A 19,739-nucleotide genomic window follows, 5' to 3' on the forward strand; every position below is an offset into this window, starting at 1 on the left:
TGTAAGCGGGTAAAGATTTTGAAATAGCAAAATAAAACCCCATTTTTTTGCGAGCCGTTTAACCACTGTTTTGCTGCTTAAATTATTACTGCAATCCGTACCTTTGCGAACATTGGCGAAACAGCAGGCTGTCAGCTATAATATCATAAAAGTACCTCAATGGTATGCGGTACAAGAGGGCGATGCAACGGTGTTCCACACTGCTTTGTAGTCCGGACAAAACCTTTTTAACATGGAACTGAGTAAGAATTTTATTGCCGGAGAAGCAGAAGCCAAATGGTATGCGCACTGGCTGGATAAAGGCTATTTTAACAGCACGCCCGATGAACGGGAACCTTATACGATTGTGATTCCGCCACCAAATGTTACCGGTGTGCTGCACATGGGCCATTGCCTTAATAATACTATCCAGGATATTTTAATTCGCCGTGCAAGAATGCAGGGCAAAAACGCCTGCTGGGTGCCGGGAACGGATCATGCATCCATTGCTACCGAAGCAAAAGTGGTGGGCATGTTGAGGGAAAGAGGCATCGCGAAATCGTCTTTAACAAGAGAAGAATTTTTAGCCTATGCCTGGGAATGGAAAGAAAAATATGGCGGTATTATTTTACAGCAATTAAAAAAGCTGGGCTGTAGTTTAGACTGGAACCGCACCAGCTTTACGATGGATAAAGATTATTACCAGAGCGTGATGAAGGTGTTTGTGGATCTGCATGGTAAAGGACTTATTTACCGGGGCAAAAGAATGGTTAACTGGGACCCGGTAAGCCTTACCGCGTTGAGCGATGAGGAAGTTATTTTTAAAGAGGTTGATTCTAAACTATATTATGTAAAATATTTGCTGACTGATAAAGATGGCCAGCCGTCAGGCGATGGCGCTGGCCTTACGGTAGCTACCACAAGGCCTGAAACTATTTTGGGCGACATTGCAATTTGTGTAAACCCCACAGACGAACGTTATACAAACCTTATTGGTAAGAACGTACTGGTACCCATCATCAACAGGGTGATACCTGTTATTGCAGATGAATATGTTACCATGGATTTTGGTACGGGTGCTTTAAAAATTACACCGGCGCATGACAAGAATGATAACGTGCTGGGGATTAAACATAACCTGAAAGCAATTGACACGCTGGATGCTTCGGGAAAATTTACTGCAGAAAATTTGATGGAAGACAAGCCTTCGGAACTTGTTTTGAGTTATGTGGGCGTTGACCGTTTTGCGTTGCGTAAAAAAATTGTAGAAGACATCAGCGCATTACAGTTGATTGAAAAAACAGAAGAGTACAAGGGACAGGTAGGCACGAGTGAAAGAACCGGAGCAGTAATTGAACACCGTTTATCGCTGCAATGGTTTATTGATATGCAGAAATTTATTGCCAATAATCCGGAGATACTGTCGGCTGTAAGTGATGACAACATTGCCTTTCATCCGGCGAAGTTAAAAAATACGTACAGCCATTGGATGGGAAATATAAAAGACTGGTGCATCAGCCGCCAGCTTTGGTGGGGCCAGCAAATACCGGCCTGGTATGATGAAGCGGGCAACGTATATGTCGCAGAAAGCCTGGAGGCATTGCATACAAATCAACCGGCAACAATCGGGATGCAATTGAAGCAGGATGAAGACGTACTGGATACCTGGTTCTCTTCCTGGCTTTGGCCGATGGAAGTATTTAAAGGCATCAGTCACCCGGGCAATGATGATATTGCTTATTATTATCCGTCTACCACATTGGTTACGGGGCAGGACATTCTCTTTTTTTGGGTGGCTCGTATGATCATGGCTGGCTACGAATATGCAGGTCAGCGACCTTTTAAAGATGTTTATTTTACCGGCATGGTAAGGGATAAGCTGGGCAGAAAAATGAGCAAGCAGCTGGGCAACTCTCCTGACTTGCTGGCGCTGATTGATAACTACGGTGCAGATGCGGTTCGGTTTGGAATCATGGTATCCTCCCCTGCCGGTAACGACCTGATGTTTGATGAAAGCGCACTGGAACAAGGTCGCAATTTTAATAACAAATTGTGGAATGCGCTAAAACTGGTTAAGATGTGGGAAGCAAGAGTTGCTGATAATAATGACACTTCTGATCCCAATAGTTTTGCCATCAACTGGTTTACCAACAGGCTGAACCAGGTAAAAGCAGAAGTGGAAATACTGATGCATCAATTTCGCTTGAGCGAAGCCTTAAAGACAATTTATTCATTGATATGGGATGACTTTTGCAGCTGGTATTTAGAATGGGTTAAGCCCGGCTTTGAACAACCTGTTGAAGCCGCTGTATTCAATACTACTGTTGCTTTTTTTGAAGAACTGATGCAGTTACTTCATCCGTTTATGCCTTTTGTTTCAGAAGAAATTTATCATTTGCTCAGGCAGCAGTCAACTGATTTATGCGTTACGCAAGATGCACCAACCATTGCTGCAGCCGTGCCGGTTTTGCAACAGGGTGAATTATTAAAACAGGTAATTTCTGCTTTAAGAGATGCACGCAATAAAAACCAGCTGAAGCCGAAAGAAACGATTCAACTGCACATTCAGACTGAAGATAGCGCTGCGTTTAAAGCTATTGAAAACATCATCAGCAAACAGGTAAATGCGGCCGCTGTATTTTATACCAATGATACAGTTGCCAACAGCATTGTAGTTGCAGTAGAGCAAAATAAATTTTACATAGAAAGCGAACAGAAGCTGGACAGCGCTGCTTTAAAAACTGATTTATTGAAAGACCTGGCACACCAGCAGGGATTTATAGCCAGCGTGCAAAAGAAATTAAGCAACGAAAAATTTGTACAAAATGCAAAGCCGGAAGTGATAGAGCTGGAACGTAAAAAATTGTCTGATGCTGCAGCAAGAATTAAAACTATTGAAGAAGGTCTTGCCGGGTTAAATTGAGTTGAGTAGTACTGCCGGCAGATATTTTGGTTAAAATAAATACATTTTTTTTCTTTGGCGCCTTGTGGGATAGCTGTTACACTATTGTTACCATAATTTCGTTTTATCTTTAAAGTTATGATGATAAGAAAATTTTGTGCTTATTCTTTACTATTCGTTGCAACGCTTTTTACCTGTAGCAGGACTGTTGCACAGGCGCCTGCGAAACCTGCCGCCAAACCGGCTGCAAAATTTAAACCTCCGGTGGTAAAGACCTTGCTGGGCAACCTTTCCGGCAGTACGGCCGTGGCTGGCGTGGACGAGGCGAAAAATTTAATCAGCCAGCCATTAAAAATAGCAGACAGCAAAAACAGTGCTTATACCGTAGCATCTTACCAGTTTACCTATAAAAGAATCGGCATCACCGAAGATGAAGAAACCGGCAAAACTTCACCGCAATCGGATATTGTATCAAGACAATTTGATACCACCCCTTTACCGGAAGTATGGCAAACCAATATTGCCGAATCATTGCATTCAGGAGAATCGCTTTACTTTTTTGACATCATTGTATTGGATAAACTGGGCCGGCGTTTTTTTGCGCCTGAATTAAAAATTACCATTCAATAATTTCAATCTTCCTGCCTCAAACTTAAACTGCAAAAGCCATATTGCATGAGGCTTCTGTTTGGTATTATCACACCTGAAAATTACTCATTGCCAGCTACATCTGTTAATAAATAAAATACAAGGCAATCCTTATCCTACCCTTAATTATTGTATTTTTAATTTTTGCTGCCACTGCTTACAAATAATATTTGTTTTCCTCGTGAAACGCACAGAAATAATTGATTGGGCAATCAACTGTTTATAGAACATTATGCGAAAAAAAATTATTCTGCTGTGCTGCATTGGCCTTCTTTATGGCGTTGCATACGGACAGGGCAAACTGGTAGATAGCATGATCGCCTGGACGATCGCCCACCCTTCCATAGATTCGCAACACCTGCTCACATTACACCGCATTAGTTATAGGTTATCAGAAAAAGACGTCAAAAAATCGTTTGAATATTACGAGAAAGTGTCTGCCCTCAGCGACAGCGTGAATTTTATTTATGGCAAAGCCCTGGCCCAAATTAACCTCGGTATTTTACTAAGCAACTCCGCAAACTACCATGCCAGTAACAGCGCATATTTTAAAGCCATCGACTATGCGGAAGCCTGCGGTTCGCTGCGTTTAAAATCGGTATCGCTCAACAATATCGGCGATAATTTAAAAGTGCTGCATGATTATGAAAAAAGCAGGAAATATACACAGGAGGCCATACAAATCAATTCGCAGCTAAAAGCCTGGCGGGGTGTTGCCATTAACTATGAGCTGCTTCATGAATGCGACCTGCAGGAAAAATTATATCCTGCTGCCAGGGAAGACCTGGTGAGGGGAATGCCCTATGCGTTGTTATCCAACGATAGCTATGTGCTGTCCATATTTTATTTGGGTTTTGGAAAACTGCATGCCGTTAACGGACATAATGATTCTGCCATTTTTTATTTTAATAAAGCCATTGAACAGGCCAGGCAGCAAGACGATTTAAGAAATGTGCAACAGGTTTTCTTAGCCCAGGCGGAATATTTATCCAATATCAGTAGTAATAAAAAAATAGCACTGCTGGATTCTGCATTACAACTGGCCACACAAACCAGTTTTACACAGGGCATTGCCGACGTAGCGCAGGAACTGGCCTCTGTGTGGGAAGAAAAAAAGAACAATGATTCCTCCCTGCATTTTTACCGCATTTACCGAAAGGCCGCGGATTCCCTCTTTTCTGAGAACAATAAACGCAATGTAATCATCAAAGAATCGGAATGGATGATTAAAAGAAAGGAGCTTGAAAATACGCATTTATTGGCACTCTCGCAATTGCAGCACCAGGATCTTACCATTAAAAATATCTTACTGCTGGTAGTATTTATTTCGCTCATATTCGCCATTGTTATCGCCTTCTTTATTTATAAAACCAGTACGGCAAAAAAGAAAAGAAGTGAAGCCTCGTTAAAGCAAAAAATAGCTGAGGTACAAATGCAGGTGTTAAGAACACAAATGAATCCGCATTTTATTTTTAACAGCCTCAACAGCATTGAAAATTTTATGATGCAGAATGAAAAATGGCTGGCGAGTGATTACCTCAATAAGTTCACAAGGCTTATCCGTTCTATATTGGATAGCAGTTTTAACGAACTGATACCAGTAGCAAAAGATATGGAATCGCTGCAGTTGTACATTGATTTGCAACAGCTGCGGTTCAATAATAAATTTACCTACCGCACCTGCATTGCCCCTTCTATATTAACCGGCGACTATAAAGTACCCTCGTTGATTATACAGCCTTTTGTAGAAAATGCTATTGAACACGGCATTGCACATAGTGAAAAAACAGATTGCTTTGTAGCCGTGTCTGCAGAACTGCAAAATGGATTTTTATTGTACACTATTGAAGACAATGGTATTGGAAGAAAACAGGCTGCAGCATATAACTACAATAACAAGCGCCACCATAAAAGCGTAGGCCTTACCATTACTGCAGACAGGGTACATATTTTTAACGGCTCGGAAAAAGATGCTGGTGATATTGTAATTACAGACCTGCACACGCCGGATAACCAGCCAGCAGGAACAAGGGTACAAGTAAAAATTAAATTATTGTAACATGGAAAAGATTAAGGCCATCCTGATTGACGATGAATTAAGCAGCCTGCAAAATCTGCAGCAAAAGATCGCTGAATTTTGCCCCACCATCCAGGTAATTGCCAGTGCGCAAAAACCGGAAGATGCGATCCTGCTAATTAATCACCACAAACCCGATGTTATTTTTTTAGATATTGAAATGCCTAAAATGAATGGCTTCCGCATGCTGGAAGAATTAAAGGAGGTAGATTTTGAAATTATTTTCACCACCGCCTACAACCATTATGCCGTAGAAGCCATCCGCATCGCAGCCTTTGATTACCTGCTGAAACCCATTGCCATCAAAGATTTGCAGCAGGCTGTATCACGGCTGAATAAATTACTGAACCCGCAAACCAGGGACAGAATGGATGTACTTAAATCTTCCCTGGGTGATAAAAAATCGCAGGAAGATAAAATTGCCATAGCCACTACGGAAGGGCTTGAATTCATTCCTATCAAAAATATTATTCACATTGAAAGCAGCAGCAATTACAGCAAGATATTTTTTAAAGACAACCGCACATTAACCGTTACCAAACTATTAAAAGATTTTGAAGACATGCTGGTACCCTACCATTTTTACAGGGTACACAATTCGCACCTCATCAATCTAAACTACATACAAAAATACCTGCGCAGCAATGGCGGAAGAGTAATGATGCAGGACGGTACCGAAATAGAAGTAGCGAGAAGAAAGAAGGAAGAGTTTTTAAAGATGATAGCCGGGTAATGGATAATAAGTACAGAGCCTTCTTTAATTGCTGGTTTCTTATGGTTCAATGTTATTATTATCCGCCTGTAAGAAAGAGCCCGATTATCAAATTATTAATTAAACCAGCTCATGCGTTTGCTTAATAATCCCCATTACAAATGTGCTTTGCACTTTGCCCATATTTTCAATCTGGCTTAATTTGTTTACGTGAAAATTGTAGTAAGCATTCATGTCTTCGCACATTACCTTCAGCATAAAATCAAACTCGCCGGATATGCTGTAGCATTCTATTACTTCGCTCAATGCCTGCATGGCATCAATAAATTTTACGCCGGCTTTTTTACTATGCTCTTTTAACGATACATAACAAATCACCATCAGGCCCTTTTTTACCTTGTTATGATCCAGCAATGTGGCGTACTGTTTTATTACGCCGCTCGCTTCCATGCGCTTAATGCGTTCATGCACCGGCGTGGTGCTCAGGTGCACCTGTTCGCTGATTTCCTTCACCGTTATTCGGGCGTTTTTTTGCAGCAGGTGCAGTATCGCCAGGTCCTTGTTGTCAAGCGTTGATTCTTCAACAGGTAAATCTTCTTTTACAATTGCTTTGGCCATGGTTTAAAAGTGTTTTGTTCTACAAAAAGACCTAATTGTTAAGGTTTGTCCCAAAGTTATCAAATTGTGCAGAATATTATACTGTGTTGGTACATTTGTTGTCTAAAATAAAATTTATGTCAACCATCACACAAAATTCAATCGACTTCAGCCTTAAAAATAAGGTTGCAGATATCAGCCTTGCCGAATGGGGCCGCAAAGAAATCCGTTTAGCTGAAGCAGAAATGCCGGGTTTAATGGCATTAAGAGAAGAGTATGGTCCAAGCCAGCCATTGAAAGGCGCACGCATCGCCGGTTGTTTGCACATGACTATTCAAACAGCTGTTTTAATTGAAACGTTGATCGCCCTTGGCGCCGAAGTTAAATGGAGCAGTTGCAATATATTTTCTACGCAGGACCAGGCTGCTGCTGCCATCGCTGCTGCAGGCATTGGTGTATTTGCCTGGAAAGGACAAACACAGCAAGAGTCTGACTGGTGTATTGAACAAACATTGTTCTTCGGTGGTGCAGACCGTCCGCTGAACATGATCCTGGATGATGGTGGCGATTTGACCAATATGGTATTGGATATTTATCCTGAACTGGTTGCCGGCATTAAAGGTTTATCAGAAGAAACAACTACCGGTGTTCACCGCCTGTACGAAAGAATGGAAAAAGGCACATTGCCAATGCCAGCGATCAATGTAAACGATTCAGTTACCAAATCTAAATTTGATAACAAGTATGGTTGCAAAGAAAGTCTGGTAGATGCTATCCGCCGTGCTACGGATGTAATGATGGCTGGTAAAGTAGCTGTTGTAGGAAGTTACGGTGATGTAGGTAAAGGTTCTGCCGCTTCATTAAAGGGCGCAGGCTGCCGCGTGATCGTTACTGAAATTGATCCTATCTGTGCATTGCAGGCTGCAATGGATGGTTTTGAAGTAAAGCCAATGATCGATGCAGTTAAAGAAGCCGATATCATCGTAACGGCATCGGGTTGCCGCGACCTGATCACGGAGAAACATTTCCGTGTGATGAAAGATAAAGCCATCGTTTGTAACATTGGTCACTTTGATATTGAGATTGACATGGCATGGTTAAACGCCAACTACGGCGACACCAAAAATACCATCAAGCCCCAGGTAGATATGTACACCATCGAAGGTAAAGATGTCATCGTCTTGGCTGAAGGCCGTTTGGTAAACTTAGGTTGTGCAACAGGTCACCCATCCTTTGTAATGAGTGCTTCTTTCACCAACCAAACCCTTGCCCAAATTGAATTGTATTGCAACCCCGGCAAATACGAAAACAAAGTGTACGTGTTACCAAAGGTACTGGACGAAAAAGTAGCCCGTTTACACCTTGCAAAAATTGGTGTGGTGCTGGATGTTTTATCACCAGAACAAAGTGCCTACTTAGGCCTTCCAAAAGAAGGACCATTTAAGGTAGATCATTACCGTTACTAGTACTTTTTAAAGACTAAAAATATAGCCCGCTTCTTTTCTAGAAGCGGGTTTTTATTTTGTGTCGGGCTGTAGTAACGCTGGTGATCATCGTTGTGTCACTCACTTTAACGGCATACCTGTGTGGAACTTTTCTTGTAGCGGAGATTGTTTGAATGGGATTTAAATGGATTGGTTGATTTTGGCAGCTTAACTTCGACAATCTTTGATTTTTGGTTAGCTTAAAAAGATGGGATATTTTTATAACGATTCTTATTATTTAATTTATGTTAAAGAACTGGCCGGTTCGATCAAGTAGTAATTTAATAGTTCAACGTAAAAAAAACAAATTTTATCCATGCCTAATAAAGGATCATTTAAAGAAGATTTACTTGAAAATTTGTTGAGTGTTAAAAATCAACCGTACGATATTCAGGAATTAATTCTCAATCATTGTAGGAATGACAATGAATCTGACAAGACTCTTGAATCTGAGAGCAGATCAAGAATTTATCATAGAGTACTTTTAGATTTAAAATTTTGGCTGGATTGATTTTCATGAACCTTCTGTGAATAGAATGTGTGTTTGCCATTTTGAACCTAATAATTCTGATCCTTTTCATAAAGGGCCGCACATTGTCTGGCTAACAACGAAAGGAGAAATGGAATACAAAAATCAAATGAAACTAGATAAAATTAAATATAAAGAAGGCGAAGATTTGAAAAGAAATCCAAAGAATAAGGATTCAATACATATCGTAATTGCTTCCCCAAGTGATGCAGTAAGTGAAAGAAAAATGTTACTTGATCACTTGGAGACAAAGTTTAGGAAGGATGGTCACGAAAGTCACTGTGGATTCAGAATTATTGTCCATGGATGGGAAGACTTAGCATCTCAACCGGGATATGGGCAAGATTTAATAAATGCCAAACTCATTAAGGAATGTGATTTTGTGGTTACTATTTTTAAGCATAAACTGGGAACTCCAACTAAGAATCTTTTGACTGGAGTACAACGAGCTGAATCTGGAACAGCAGAAGAGTTACTTCAATCACTAGATAAATCAAAAAAAGATTTCCCAATAGGAATGCTTTACTATTATTCAAAAGCTCCTGTTATATCTGTAATTGAAAAAAGTTTAAAATCCATTCAAAAAGAGTTTCTAAGGTTAGAAAGCTTTAAAAAAACAATACAAGATAAAATCCTTTATAAATCATTTGAAAACGATGAGGATTTAATGAAAAAAGTTCTTCAAGATTTGGAAAAAAATATAAAAGATTATTTTATCGATTCTGAGGATAAAAAGGATAATAAATTTATCGAAAATAGGACGCGCCAGCTATTAGTTCAACCCAATTTTATAATTCAGCCATCAGCAACAAACAAAATAATCCGTCTTTACAACATAGGATTAATGGCTTTTAGTTTGATAGTTACTACAGGAAATATAAATGGCGAAATAAATTTAATCATAAACAAAAATGACATTGAAGCAAACGCAATGCTAAATATTTTTCTTGGCGATAAATTTGACTATCGAATAAACCCTTCTTTTCAAATTGTCGTAGGCTATGCAGATATTGATGGAAGGCGATACCAACAAACATATATTCGTCAACCAAATTTGGAAACACTTTCATTACCAGAATTATTAGGAAGCAACTAATTGTTGTACGTTGTTGTTTTCATCTTTCTGCCAATGGTTACTTTTTGACATCGCCTAAGTATTCAACGGTCTGTCGAAACAGTATCCGCCAAAACTTGTTTTTTGATAGCAGCCAGGTTTACCCTGTTGATGTATACAGGAATATTTTTGTATCGCCGGTGAAAATGATATCCACCGTTCAGTAATTCATCAAGCGCCATTTGTTTTGTCCAGCCTTCAAAAATCATGCGGTACATGGCTATTACCACCCCTGTTCTGTCGGCGCCATGTTTACAATGCACCAGCAATGGCTTGGGCGCACTTAAAAGTATTTTTAAAGCAGCAACTATTTCAGCATCAGAAAAATGGCCCCCTTTCATACTTACCCTGAAACCCTGAATGGTAGTGGAAGACAGAAGGTCTGAATCAGAAAAATCGTTTCTCAGGTTCAGCACACTTTTAATACCCATCACAGACAAATCCTGGAAAGCTTTCTTCCGTGGTTGTTCACTTCTGTAAATACTATCGTTCAGTCGATATAAGTTGCCCAATGAAGTAGAATTAATCTTCACTGCCCAGTTTGCAGGTCTTATTTTTTCTGTTTGCCCGATGCAAAATGCATTGAGGTAAAAAACTGCAACCATGCCAAGCATAAAATATTTAATCAGGTTCCTTTTCATTGACGCTATATTGTGATGAATAAAAAGATTGTGCAACTTCCGGGATGCAGGTTGTTATTTTCAAGACTGGCCTGGGTTGCAACTAAAAAACAACGGGCAATAAACAGCTACCTGCGCTGATAGATGCTTTAGTTTGCCATGCCACCTTCCAACTCCAGGCATCGCCGGGTGACTATTTTCATTTTGCTGTTACCGTAATTTTTGTAACAGGATGTATTTCATTCCAGCCATGTACGCCGTCTCTTACTAAACTACCGGTCACCTCAACATGGTCGCCCACTTTTGGTATGGTCACCTTATTGACATATCCTACGCAAGCTTTTCCAACAAAAAAATTAACTACTTTAGTTATGCAGATGGGTTCTAACACCAGGCACCCTTCTTGTTTTGTTATGTTTTTTGTGTTCAGCAGTTTTTCCTGTCCTGCATCCAGTTTCAACAGAAAATGTACATCTCCGTCACCTGATTTTTTTGTGCCCATTATTACACCAGTTACTTGTTTGCAACGTTCAATCATGCGCAGCCTGTACTTCATAAAAACATGATTCCACAGAGAATCTTCACAAGTATATTCTTTGTCTGTTAATTTGGCTGAATCAATCGCTGCATTTGTTTGAGAAATAATTTGGGCCTTTGCCTGTAAGGCAATTACCATGTACAGCAACATGAAGGTAGTTGTGTAAAAAATCTGTTTTCTACAGGACTGTTTTTTTAGTGTTTTGGAATTCATTTTTTTTGAAGCAAAGATTTGTTTACAAATTATTGAGACCCGAAATGAAAAATGAGCCATTATATTCTGTCATCCTCCAGTCCGTCACTTGTATCAATCATTTAAATTAAGACGTCGTAGTTAGTTGCAGTATGATGAACAAAGTGCGGTAAAATATAAACGCTCGGCAGATACACCGGATACTCCGGAAACGAAACGCAGAAAAAACTCCTGCAGCAGAAGTGCATTCATTTTCAAAAGGACTCAGTGCAATTTACGGCAATAATTAACACACGGGCGGCTGTCAAAATATATCCATTGTTAAATTTTTACCATTATTCTCATGGCAAAGCCGGAATCAGCTTATCGCCGCTGAATAATCCAATCATACCTGGAGTAGCAGTATCACATATTCTTGACCTATTAATATTACTTATTTAATTATTTATTTTAAAGTATCTTAAACATATTCAATTCAACAAAAATTGAGCAATAAGATAACATTAGTAAAAAAATTATGTCATTATTTTGAACCACATACAATCATAAGTTGTTTGTTCTTTTTTAACAGAACCAAACTAACTTAAATGAAAAAAAATCTGCTCCTGCTGATTAACCTGTTTGTGTTAACTGCTTTTATTTCAGCACAAAACAAGACCCTTACAGGTAAAGTAACAGACTTAAAAGATGGAACGCCGCTGCCGGCCGTTACCATCAGAATAAAAGACGGTGCCTCTATAGGAGTTACCAATGCCGACGGCAGTTTTAAAGTAGTAGTGCCAGCTAAAACAAAAGCACTCATTTTCTCTTCTGTAGATTACAGCGAAATAGAGTTGCCGGCTAACACCGGAGACTTCAGTGTAAAAATGGAAAAGGGTAATAAGGTATTGTCTGAAGTTATTATTTCAGGATATGTTACCCGTTCAAAACGTTCCAACACCGGCTCCGCATCTGTAATATCAGCAGATGATGTGCGGTCGCAGCCCAACGCATCTTTTGACCAGCTTTTGCAGGGACAGGCGCCAGGCTTGAATGTAAAAACAGGCTCCGGCCAACCGGGCAGAAGTGCCGATGTTGTGATAAGAGGAAAAGGTTCCATCAACGGCTCTACCAATCCCTTGTACATATTGGATGGCGTTGAAATACGGGGTTCAGATTTTAGTTCCATGAACCAGAATGATTTTGAAACCATCACCGTGTTAAAAGATGCAGCTTCCACTGCCATCTATGGTTCAAGAGGGTCAAACGGCGTAATTGTAATTACCACCAAAAAAGGTAAGGCCGGCAAATTGAAAATAAATTATGATATACAGGCCGGTACTTCCAGGCTTCCAAAAAATCAACTGCTGTTAATGAACACGCAGGAGAAACTCGATTTTGAAACAAAGATTGCAGGTAACCCATGGGGCTGGACAGACGCCCAGGTTGCAGACCTTCGCAAAATAAACGTTAACTGGGATGATTATGTTTTCAGAAAAGGCAATACCCAGTCACACCAGTTATCACTTTCTGGTGGCAGTGAAAAAACAACCTTTTATAGTTCATTAGGATACTATAATGAGGAGGGCATCACTATTGCAACCGGCATTAAAAAATACAACGCCAGGCTAAACATAGCCCATACAGAAAACAACGTTAAACTCGGTGCAAACCTGGCCACCGGCTGGTCTGATTTTACGGGTACTTCAGAAGGAAATTCCGGGGTAGGTTCACCACTTAACACGGTAATATGGGCGCTGCCTTACGAAAAGCCTTTCACCCCAACCGGAGGATATACCAACTCCATACAATTTCCTTTCTGGATAAATCCCGTTGAAGAATTGAAAGAAAATAAAAACTCCAGTGCACAGTTAAAAGGCTCCGGCAATATGTACCTGGAATGGAAACTACCCTGGGTAAAAAACCTGACTTACAAAATCAACAGCGGCCTTGATTATTCACAATCTGAAGGCTTTGCCATAACAAAAAACGGCACCCAAAGTGCATTGCAGAACGATGCCTTCGGCGAGGCTTTCAGGCTCAACGGTCAAGTGAGCCGCAGCCTGGACAGGCGTACAAAATATACCATCACCAACAGCTTAAACTATCGCACATTTCTTGATAAAGCCGGCAACCACAGCATTTCAACTTCTGCATTTGCTGAGTTTGTTAGCAACAAGGGACGAAGCTTTAATTATACCGGTTATGGCTTGCTGCTTCCGTTTGATAATGAAGCAGGTCTTGTGGCGGGTACCGTTTCCAATGGCTTTATTCCGGTTGTTGGTGGCGGGTTCCCGGAAAATAGTGCGTTAATGTCTTATTTTGGTTCTATTGACTATGCGTATAAAAACAGGTATTACCTGACTGTTACCGGTCGTACAGATGGCTCGTCTAAACTAAGCCCTGAACACCGTTGGACAAAATATGGTTCTGTAGGTGGTGGCTGGATTGTGAGTGATGAAGGATTTTTTAATGTAAAAGCAATTAATTATTTAAAATTAAAAGCCAGTTATGGCAGCGTGGGTAATCAAAATGGCATTGGCGATTTTCCTTATAAACAACGCTATGGCAGGGGAACTTACAGTGGTGCAGGCACCCTGCAGATAGGCGGCTTGGGTAACGCAGACCTTACCTGGGAAAAGAGAAGTACTGCCAACATTGGTGCTGACATTGAACTGTTTAAAAACAGGTTGCGTACTTCGGTTGAAGTATACAGGAGCTTAACCAAAGGATTGTACTTCTCTCCTTTTGTTCCCAGCACAAGCGGCGGTGGCGGCGCCATATTGAGCAATAATGGCAGCATGGAAAACAAAGGAATAGAAATCACTTTTGGAGTAAAAATAGTAGATACCAAAGACTTCAAAATTGCAGTAGACCTTAACTACGCTTACAATAAAAACACCATCAAATCATTGCCCGATAAACAGGATTTTCAGCTGTATAAAAGTTTCCAGGCTTTGAAAGTGGGTAAGCCATTGAACAGTTTTTACCTGGTGCCTTTTGTTGGCGTTAATCCCGCAAATGGTAACTCTCAATACCTGAAAGCGGATGGTAAAACTATTACTGAAGAGTATGATGCAAACGACCTGGTAGTACTGGGCACCAGCGATGCACCCCACAATGGCGGCGTAACAACCAGCTTTTATTTTAAGGGGATCGAGTTGTCTGCCTTTGGAGTTATATCTGCGGGAAATTATATTTACAACAATGCCCGTATCAACGTAGAAAATTCAGGCTACGCTTCATCCGGTTTTGCAAAAAATGGTATCAATGCCTGGACTACGCCTGGCCAGGTAACCAACTTTCCAAGAATTACGGAAACCACCCAAAGTCAAACAACAAGATATCTTGAGAAGGGCGATTTCTTCAGGTTACGCAATGTGCAACTGGCTTATTCTATACCAGGCATTTTATTGGAGAAGTTAAAAATTCAGGCGTTACGGGTATTTGTACAAGGCCAGAATTTGTACACCAAATTTACATTCCAGGGCTGGGACCCCGAGGTTTCCACTATCAGTTCTGCAGATGCTAATTCAAGCGCAGATGTCAGCGGGGCCCAGTATCCAACTTTAAAGAGAGTAACCTTTGGATTGAACGTAACCTTTTAATCAACCTCAACTAAACAAACATGAAAAACATATTTAAGCTTACCGTTATTACAATGGTTACAGGTTTGGTTTTGCTTTCTTCCTGTAAAAAAGAACTGGAAACAACGCCGCAAACCTCTTTAACAGACCTTAAAACTTTTGATGATGTAAAGAGTGCCCTGAAGGGTTGTTATGCAGGTTTTCAAAGTTCAGCGTATTATAATAATCCTTCTGCTTCTGGTTCTGGAAGCGGATGGAGTGCTTTGCCTGATTTAATGGGGGACGACATGATAGAAGCCCTTGAAAGCCTTGGCAACTGGAGAACACAATCCGAAATGAGTTATGCTGCAGATTTTGGACCCATACAAAGTATTTACAGCCAGGCTTATGAAATTATTTCAAGAGCAAATAACCTTTTAAATGTTATTGATAAGTACGAAACAGGCGACAATGCTGCAGAAGCAAAAACAATCAAGGCCCAGGCTTTGGCAATAAGGGCGCATGCTCACTTTGATCTATTGCGATATTTTGCACCGACCTATGAGCGTACTTCTGCCAGCCCCGGGGTTGCTTACGTAACAATTTTTGATGCATTAAAACCTTTTGCAAATCTGCCTCCACGCAACTCAGTGAAGGAAGACTATGATAAAATTTATGCAGATTTAAATGACGCTCTTGCTGCCTTCAGGGATGGAGGTGATACACCGGGTAACGATTCAAGAAATTATATTGACAGTACAGTGGTGTACGCTATGAAGGCCAGGGTGGATTATTATGCCTCCGACTGGACCGCCGCCATCGCCGATGCCACCATTGCATTGAACCTTCGGCCACTTACCGATGCTGCCGGATTTGTGGATGTATTTTCGGCAGCCGGTGAACCCATTCCGTCAAGCGAGGTTTACTGGGCCATTCCATCCGATGGAACTATGACACCGGGTGGCGCTACCAATGGAGCCAATCCTAATTACAGGGTTTCTACAGCCATGTCAAACATCATAACCGGGCAGGGTGGCGTGTACTCCAATACCGCACTCATACGTTTTAACCAAACAGGCATTGGTGACTTTCCGCGTACGCTTTTGCGCAAATATGCAGGTATTAAAAGCTTTAAAGTTTTCAGAGCTGGTGAAATGATGTTGATACGTGCCGAAGCCAGGCAGCGTACAGGTGTTGCAACGGCCCTGGATGATTTGAATGAGTTGAGAGCAAACCGCGGCGTTGCAACAGGCAACGAAACCGGGGTGGCACTGTTAAATACCATTCTTTTACAGCGTCGTGTTGAACTGCTTGGAGAAGGCCACCGATGGTTTGATATTAAGAAGACTACCCGTACCATTGACAGAACCGAGTGCGGCACTGCAGGCGCCTCTACTTCCAATGTTTGCAGCATTGCTTCCTCTTCAAGGTCCTGGGCATTTCCCATCCCATTTAATGATTTAAAAGTGAACCCTAACCTTACCCAGAACGAAGGCTATTAAAAAGCTGGTTGAGCAAAATATGTATATGCTTAACAGAATTAATCAGCATTATACAAATGCTGATTAATTTTTTACAGGATAGTGGGTCAGGCAAAAAGCTGTTTTGCACCTTACCTGTTTTTATTTTTAAGCGGATTTTTGTAGCACTTCATTTTATTAAATCAAAATAAAATTTGTATGAAATATTTCTTTCTTCTTTTTTTCTTTTTTACCCAATTGTATAGCGATGCACAACCAACGCCACCTTTATTAAAAGCCACCGATTTATACCGTTTACCTCAACTGAAAGATTGTAAAGCATCGCCTGATGGCATGATGCTGGCATACGTTGTAGCAACAGTGGATACGGCAAAAGATAAAACCATTTCGCATGTTTGGGTGAGTAGTGTGGATGGTAAAACCACCCTCCGGATGACGAACGGGGAAGACGGCGATTTTGCTCCTCAGTGGAGCCCGGATGGTAAATATTTAAGCTTCCTGTCTTCACGTAATATCAGTGACGACAGCAGCAGTATCTGGCTATTGGACAGGCGCGGAGGCGAGGGCCAAAAGTTGCTGGATGTAAAAGGCAAACTCACGGAATATGTATGGCGGCCTGATGGAGCCAAGATAGCTATGGTAATAAAAGATGCTGACACCGTTGCAACACCAAAACCAAAAAACCGCAAACCTTTTGTGATTGATCGCTACCATTTTAAGCAGGACATAGAAGGTTACCTGGATAGCAGCAGCAGCCACATTTATTTGTTTGATGTTGCTACCAAAAAATTGGACACCCTCACAAAAGGTATTTACAATGAAACAGGAATTGACTGGAGCCCTGATGGAACACAACTGGCTTTTGTAAGCAATCGTTCCGCAGCTTTTGATTACAATGACAATACCGATATCTGGACAATTAAAGCAGTTCCCGGAAGTGAACCCAGGCAAATCACCACTTGGAAAGGTTCCGATGACAGGCCTGTATGGAGCCCTGACGGCACTACTATTGCATATTTGCAAAGCTCTGCCGAAGATGATTTTACCATGTATGGTCAAAACCTGCTTTGCGTTGTTGATGCCAACGGAGGCACCCCCCGCAGGCTATCAGCAAAGTTAGACAGACCGGTCAATAACCCCCATTGGTCAAAAGATAGTAAATCAGTTGCAGCTATTGTTACAGATAACCGGAATGCTTATGCCGCATTATTTTCCATAACAGACGGCAGCATGAAACCACTGGGAAACGGCCAGTATAATTGTACTGAAATGGAAGCGCTGAATGACAATAACTGGGCTGTACTGGGAAGCACACCCCAGATTCCCTACGAACTTTATTTGGTTCAGCACAATGACTATAAGAGACTCACACATCAATCCGATAGTTTTCTTACGCATGTTTCGCTGGCCAATGTAGAAGGCTTTGAAAGTATCAGTAAAGACGGAACAAAAGTATCAGGCATATTATACACGCCACCTAATGTTGTTAAACAAAAATTGCCGCTTATTTTATTTATTCACGGAGGTCCTGTTGCCGAGGATGAATTTGATTTTGATGCAGAGCGCCAGGTGTTGGCCTGTGCAGGCTATGCAGTGGCAGCTGTAAATTACAGGGGCAGCAATGGAAGAGGCATAGCTTTCTGCAAGGCCATTTATGCAGACTGGGGAAACAAAGAAGTAAAAGACATTATCGGCGCAGCAAATTATTTGATAGCAAAAGGCATTGCAGATTCGGCGCGAATGGGCATTGGCGGCTGGAGCTATGGAGGAATTTTAACAGACTATGTTATTGCCACAGACAATCGTTTTAAAGCTGCCTCCAGCGGCGCTGGCAGCGCCTTGCAACTGAGCATGTACGGCGTAGATCAGTACATCAACCAATACAACAACGAATTAGGTAGACCATGGGAGCATCCGGACAGGTGGATTAAATTATCCTATCCTTTTTTCAAAGCCAGTAAAATAAAAACACCTACCCTTTTTATGGCTTCACAAAATGATTTTAATGTACCGGTTGAGGGTGCAGAGCAAATGTACACCGCGTTAAAAACACTGGGTATACCAACTCAACTGGTAATTTATCCGGGCCAGTATCACGGCATTACTGTTCCATCTTACCAGGCAGACAGGTTGCAAAGATGGATTAAGTGGTATGATAAATACCTGAAGTACTAGTTAATCAGTTGCAATAACCAACGGCTGCCTGCTGGTTCAAATAAGACTGCTACCAATAAAAGAGGGATCTCAATCAACGTTGAATGAGATCCCTTTTTTATATTCCTTGCTCTGGAGCATCAGACTAATTGCAGTTTGTATATATTTTTCCTGGCTGATAGTTTTTAAAATCCCAATCCGTCATGTCTACCATAATCACCTTAATCAAATGTATTATTCACCGCCAACTTTTCTGAGCATATCTACCAATGCTTCCGGTGCAGACCATTGTGCATTGTGATCCGCTTCCAATACCAAAATTGGCCAGCCTTTTTTCCAGGCTCTTTCAGCCTGCGATGCAAAATCATCAGCTTTGGCCTCCTTTCCTTTTTCAACGGTAAGTATATACGTGGTAGGAATTTTTAAACGTTCCTTATTGTTAAGCGATATGGCATCTGTAAAAGTTTTATATGGATGCGGAACATCTTTTGGCGGCATCTTACCGGCAGCAACCCATGGGGGCACAATAAATCCGTTCACTACCATTTTCCTGATTCCTTCAGCACGACTTCCCTGTATGCTTTCCACACTTTCGCCGTTCTCCGGCACAAAGGCATCCAGGTAAATCAACTTTTTTATCCGGCCCGGCAAACTGTCTGCAACACCGGTCACCACCATACCGCCGTAACTATGGCCCACCAATATCACATCGTGCAGGTCTTCGTACAAAATCATATTTACCACGTCTTTGATGTGCGTGTCCAGTCCTACGCTGGTAGTAGCCAGATGCACACGTTCTCCCTGCCCGGTTAATGACGGACGATACACGACGGCACCTTTTTCGGTAAGCAATGAATCTACTTTTTTAAACGCCCAGCTACCACCCCATGCACCATGTACAATCACATAAATTGGTTTCGCAGGTGATTGCGCATTGCCACTAAGGCAAAAACTTGTTGCCATCATGGATAATAATAAATACAGGCAGCGTTTCATGTAAAGTAATTTAAGTTAAATAGATACCTGCAATTTTTACGTGTTTGCAGGCAATTCAAAAACAATCCCCAATGTACATTTTTTATGTTACTTACTTTTAAATTATGCCCATTGCTGTTGCAGTAATTTGGCGGGGGCGCAGCTTATCGGATAAATAAATATTCCGCTACC

13 protein-coding genes are annotated in these 19,739 nt (G+C 41.2%); 9 read left to right on the forward strand and 4 right to left on the reverse strand.

Annotation, left to right across the window (positions count from 1 at the left end; genetic code table 11):
* The first annotated feature begins 232 nt into the window (after nucleotides 1–232).
* From QWZ08_RS12600 to QWZ08_RS12615, 4 genes are all read left to right on the forward strand, one after another.
* Entirely contained in the window at nucleotides 233–2,902 is a 2,670-nt protein-coding gene (locus tag QWZ08_RS12600; RefSeq protein WP_290337775.1) for a valine--tRNA ligase, read from the forward strand.
* Nucleotides 2,903–3,019: 117 nt separating this feature from the next.
* Nucleotides 3,020–3,511, forward strand: a complete 492-nt coding sequence (locus QWZ08_RS12605) for a hypothetical protein (protein WP_290337776.1) — start codon at nucleotides 3,020–3,022, stop codon at nucleotides 3,509–3,511.
* Between the two features lie 250 nt (nucleotides 3,512–3,761).
* Nucleotides 3,762–5,588 (forward strand): histidine kinase, encoded by a 1,827-nt coding sequence (locus tag QWZ08_RS12610; RefSeq protein WP_290337777.1) that lies wholly within the window; start codon nucleotides 3,762–3,764, stop codon nucleotides 5,586–5,588.
* A gap of 1 nt (nucleotide 5,589) precedes the next feature.
* Nucleotides 5,590–6,339, forward strand: a complete 750-nt coding sequence (locus QWZ08_RS12615; RefSeq protein ID WP_290337778.1) for a LytR/AlgR family response regulator transcription factor — start codon at nucleotides 5,590–5,592, stop codon at nucleotides 6,337–6,339.
* Nucleotides 6,340–6,438: 99 nt separating this feature from the next.
* On the opposite strand, the gene QWZ08_RS12620 is transcribed toward QWZ08_RS12615, so the two are convergent.
* Nucleotides 6,439–6,936 (reverse strand): Lrp/AsnC family transcriptional regulator, encoded by a 498-nt coding sequence (locus QWZ08_RS12620; protein WP_290337779.1) that lies wholly within the window; start codon nucleotides 6,934–6,936, stop codon nucleotides 6,439–6,441.
* A gap of 116 nt (nucleotides 6,937–7,052) precedes the next feature.
* Between QWZ08_RS12620 and ahcY the strand changes: the two genes are divergently transcribed.
* Both ahcY and QWZ08_RS12630 read left to right on the forward strand, forming a co-directional pair.
* Nucleotides 7,053–8,381, forward strand: coding sequence for an adenosylhomocysteinase (ahcY, locus tag QWZ08_RS12625; protein WP_290337780.1), 1,329 nt, complete (start codon nucleotides 7,053–7,055; stop codon nucleotides 8,379–8,381).
* A 656-nt stretch (nucleotides 8,382–9,037) separates the two neighbouring features.
* Entirely contained in the window at nucleotides 9,038–10,024 is a 987-nt protein-coding gene (locus QWZ08_RS12630; protein ID WP_290337781.1) for a DUF4062 domain-containing protein, read from the forward strand.
* A gap of 62 nt (nucleotides 10,025–10,086) precedes the next feature.
* Here QWZ08_RS12630 and QWZ08_RS12635 read toward each other — a convergent pair whose 3' ends face one another.
* The gene (locus QWZ08_RS12635) at nucleotides 10,087–10,683 is read right to left on the reverse strand and encodes a phosphatase domain-containing putative toxin (protein ID WP_290337782.1); all 597 of its coding nucleotides are present in this window, start codon (nucleotides 10,681–10,683) and stop codon (nucleotides 10,087–10,089) included.
* A 178-nt stretch (nucleotides 10,684–10,861) separates the two neighbouring features.
* Nucleotides 10,862–11,413 carry a hypothetical protein gene (locus QWZ08_RS12640; protein WP_290337783.1) on the reverse strand — a complete coding sequence of 184 codons (552 nt, stop codon included), beginning with the start codon at nucleotides 11,411–11,413 and terminating at the stop codon, nucleotides 10,862–10,864.
* A gap of 566 nt (nucleotides 11,414–11,979) precedes the next feature.
* Between QWZ08_RS12640 and QWZ08_RS12645 the strand changes: the two genes are divergently transcribed.
* The 3 genes from QWZ08_RS12645 (at nucleotide 11,980) to QWZ08_RS12655 (ending at nucleotide 18,593) form a co-directional block, all read left to right on the forward strand.
* On the forward strand, nucleotides 11,980–14,979 hold the full coding sequence (locus QWZ08_RS12645) for a SusC/RagA family TonB-linked outer membrane protein (RefSeq protein ID WP_290337784.1): 3,000 nt from the start codon (nucleotides 11,980–11,982) through the stop codon (nucleotides 14,977–14,979).
* 20 nt (nucleotides 14,980–14,999) lie between these two features.
* Nucleotides 15,000–16,439: a RagB/SusD family nutrient uptake outer membrane protein gene (locus tag QWZ08_RS12650; RefSeq protein WP_290337785.1), complete on the forward strand. Its 1,440-nt coding sequence runs from the start codon at nucleotides 15,000–15,002 to the stop codon at nucleotides 16,437–16,439.
* Nucleotides 16,440–16,616: 177 nt separating this feature from the next.
* Nucleotides 16,617–18,593, forward strand: a complete 1,977-nt coding sequence (locus tag QWZ08_RS12655) for a S9 family peptidase (protein WP_290337786.1) — start codon at nucleotides 16,617–16,619, stop codon at nucleotides 18,591–18,593.
* 213 nt (nucleotides 18,594–18,806) lie between these two features.
* Here QWZ08_RS12655 and QWZ08_RS12660 read toward each other — a convergent pair whose 3' ends face one another.
* Nucleotides 18,807–19,568 carry an alpha/beta fold hydrolase gene (locus QWZ08_RS12660; RefSeq protein WP_290337787.1) on the reverse strand — a complete coding sequence of 254 codons (762 nt, stop codon included), beginning with the start codon at nucleotides 19,566–19,568 and terminating at the stop codon, nucleotides 18,807–18,809.
* Between the last annotated feature and the right edge of the window lie 171 nt (nucleotides 19,569–19,739).

The sequence above is a fragment of the Ferruginibacter paludis genome (assembly GCF_030409685.1).
In the GTDB taxonomy this organism is placed as follows: Bacteria; Bacteroidota; Bacteroidia; order Chitinophagales; family Chitinophagaceae; genus Ferruginibacter; species Ferruginibacter paludis.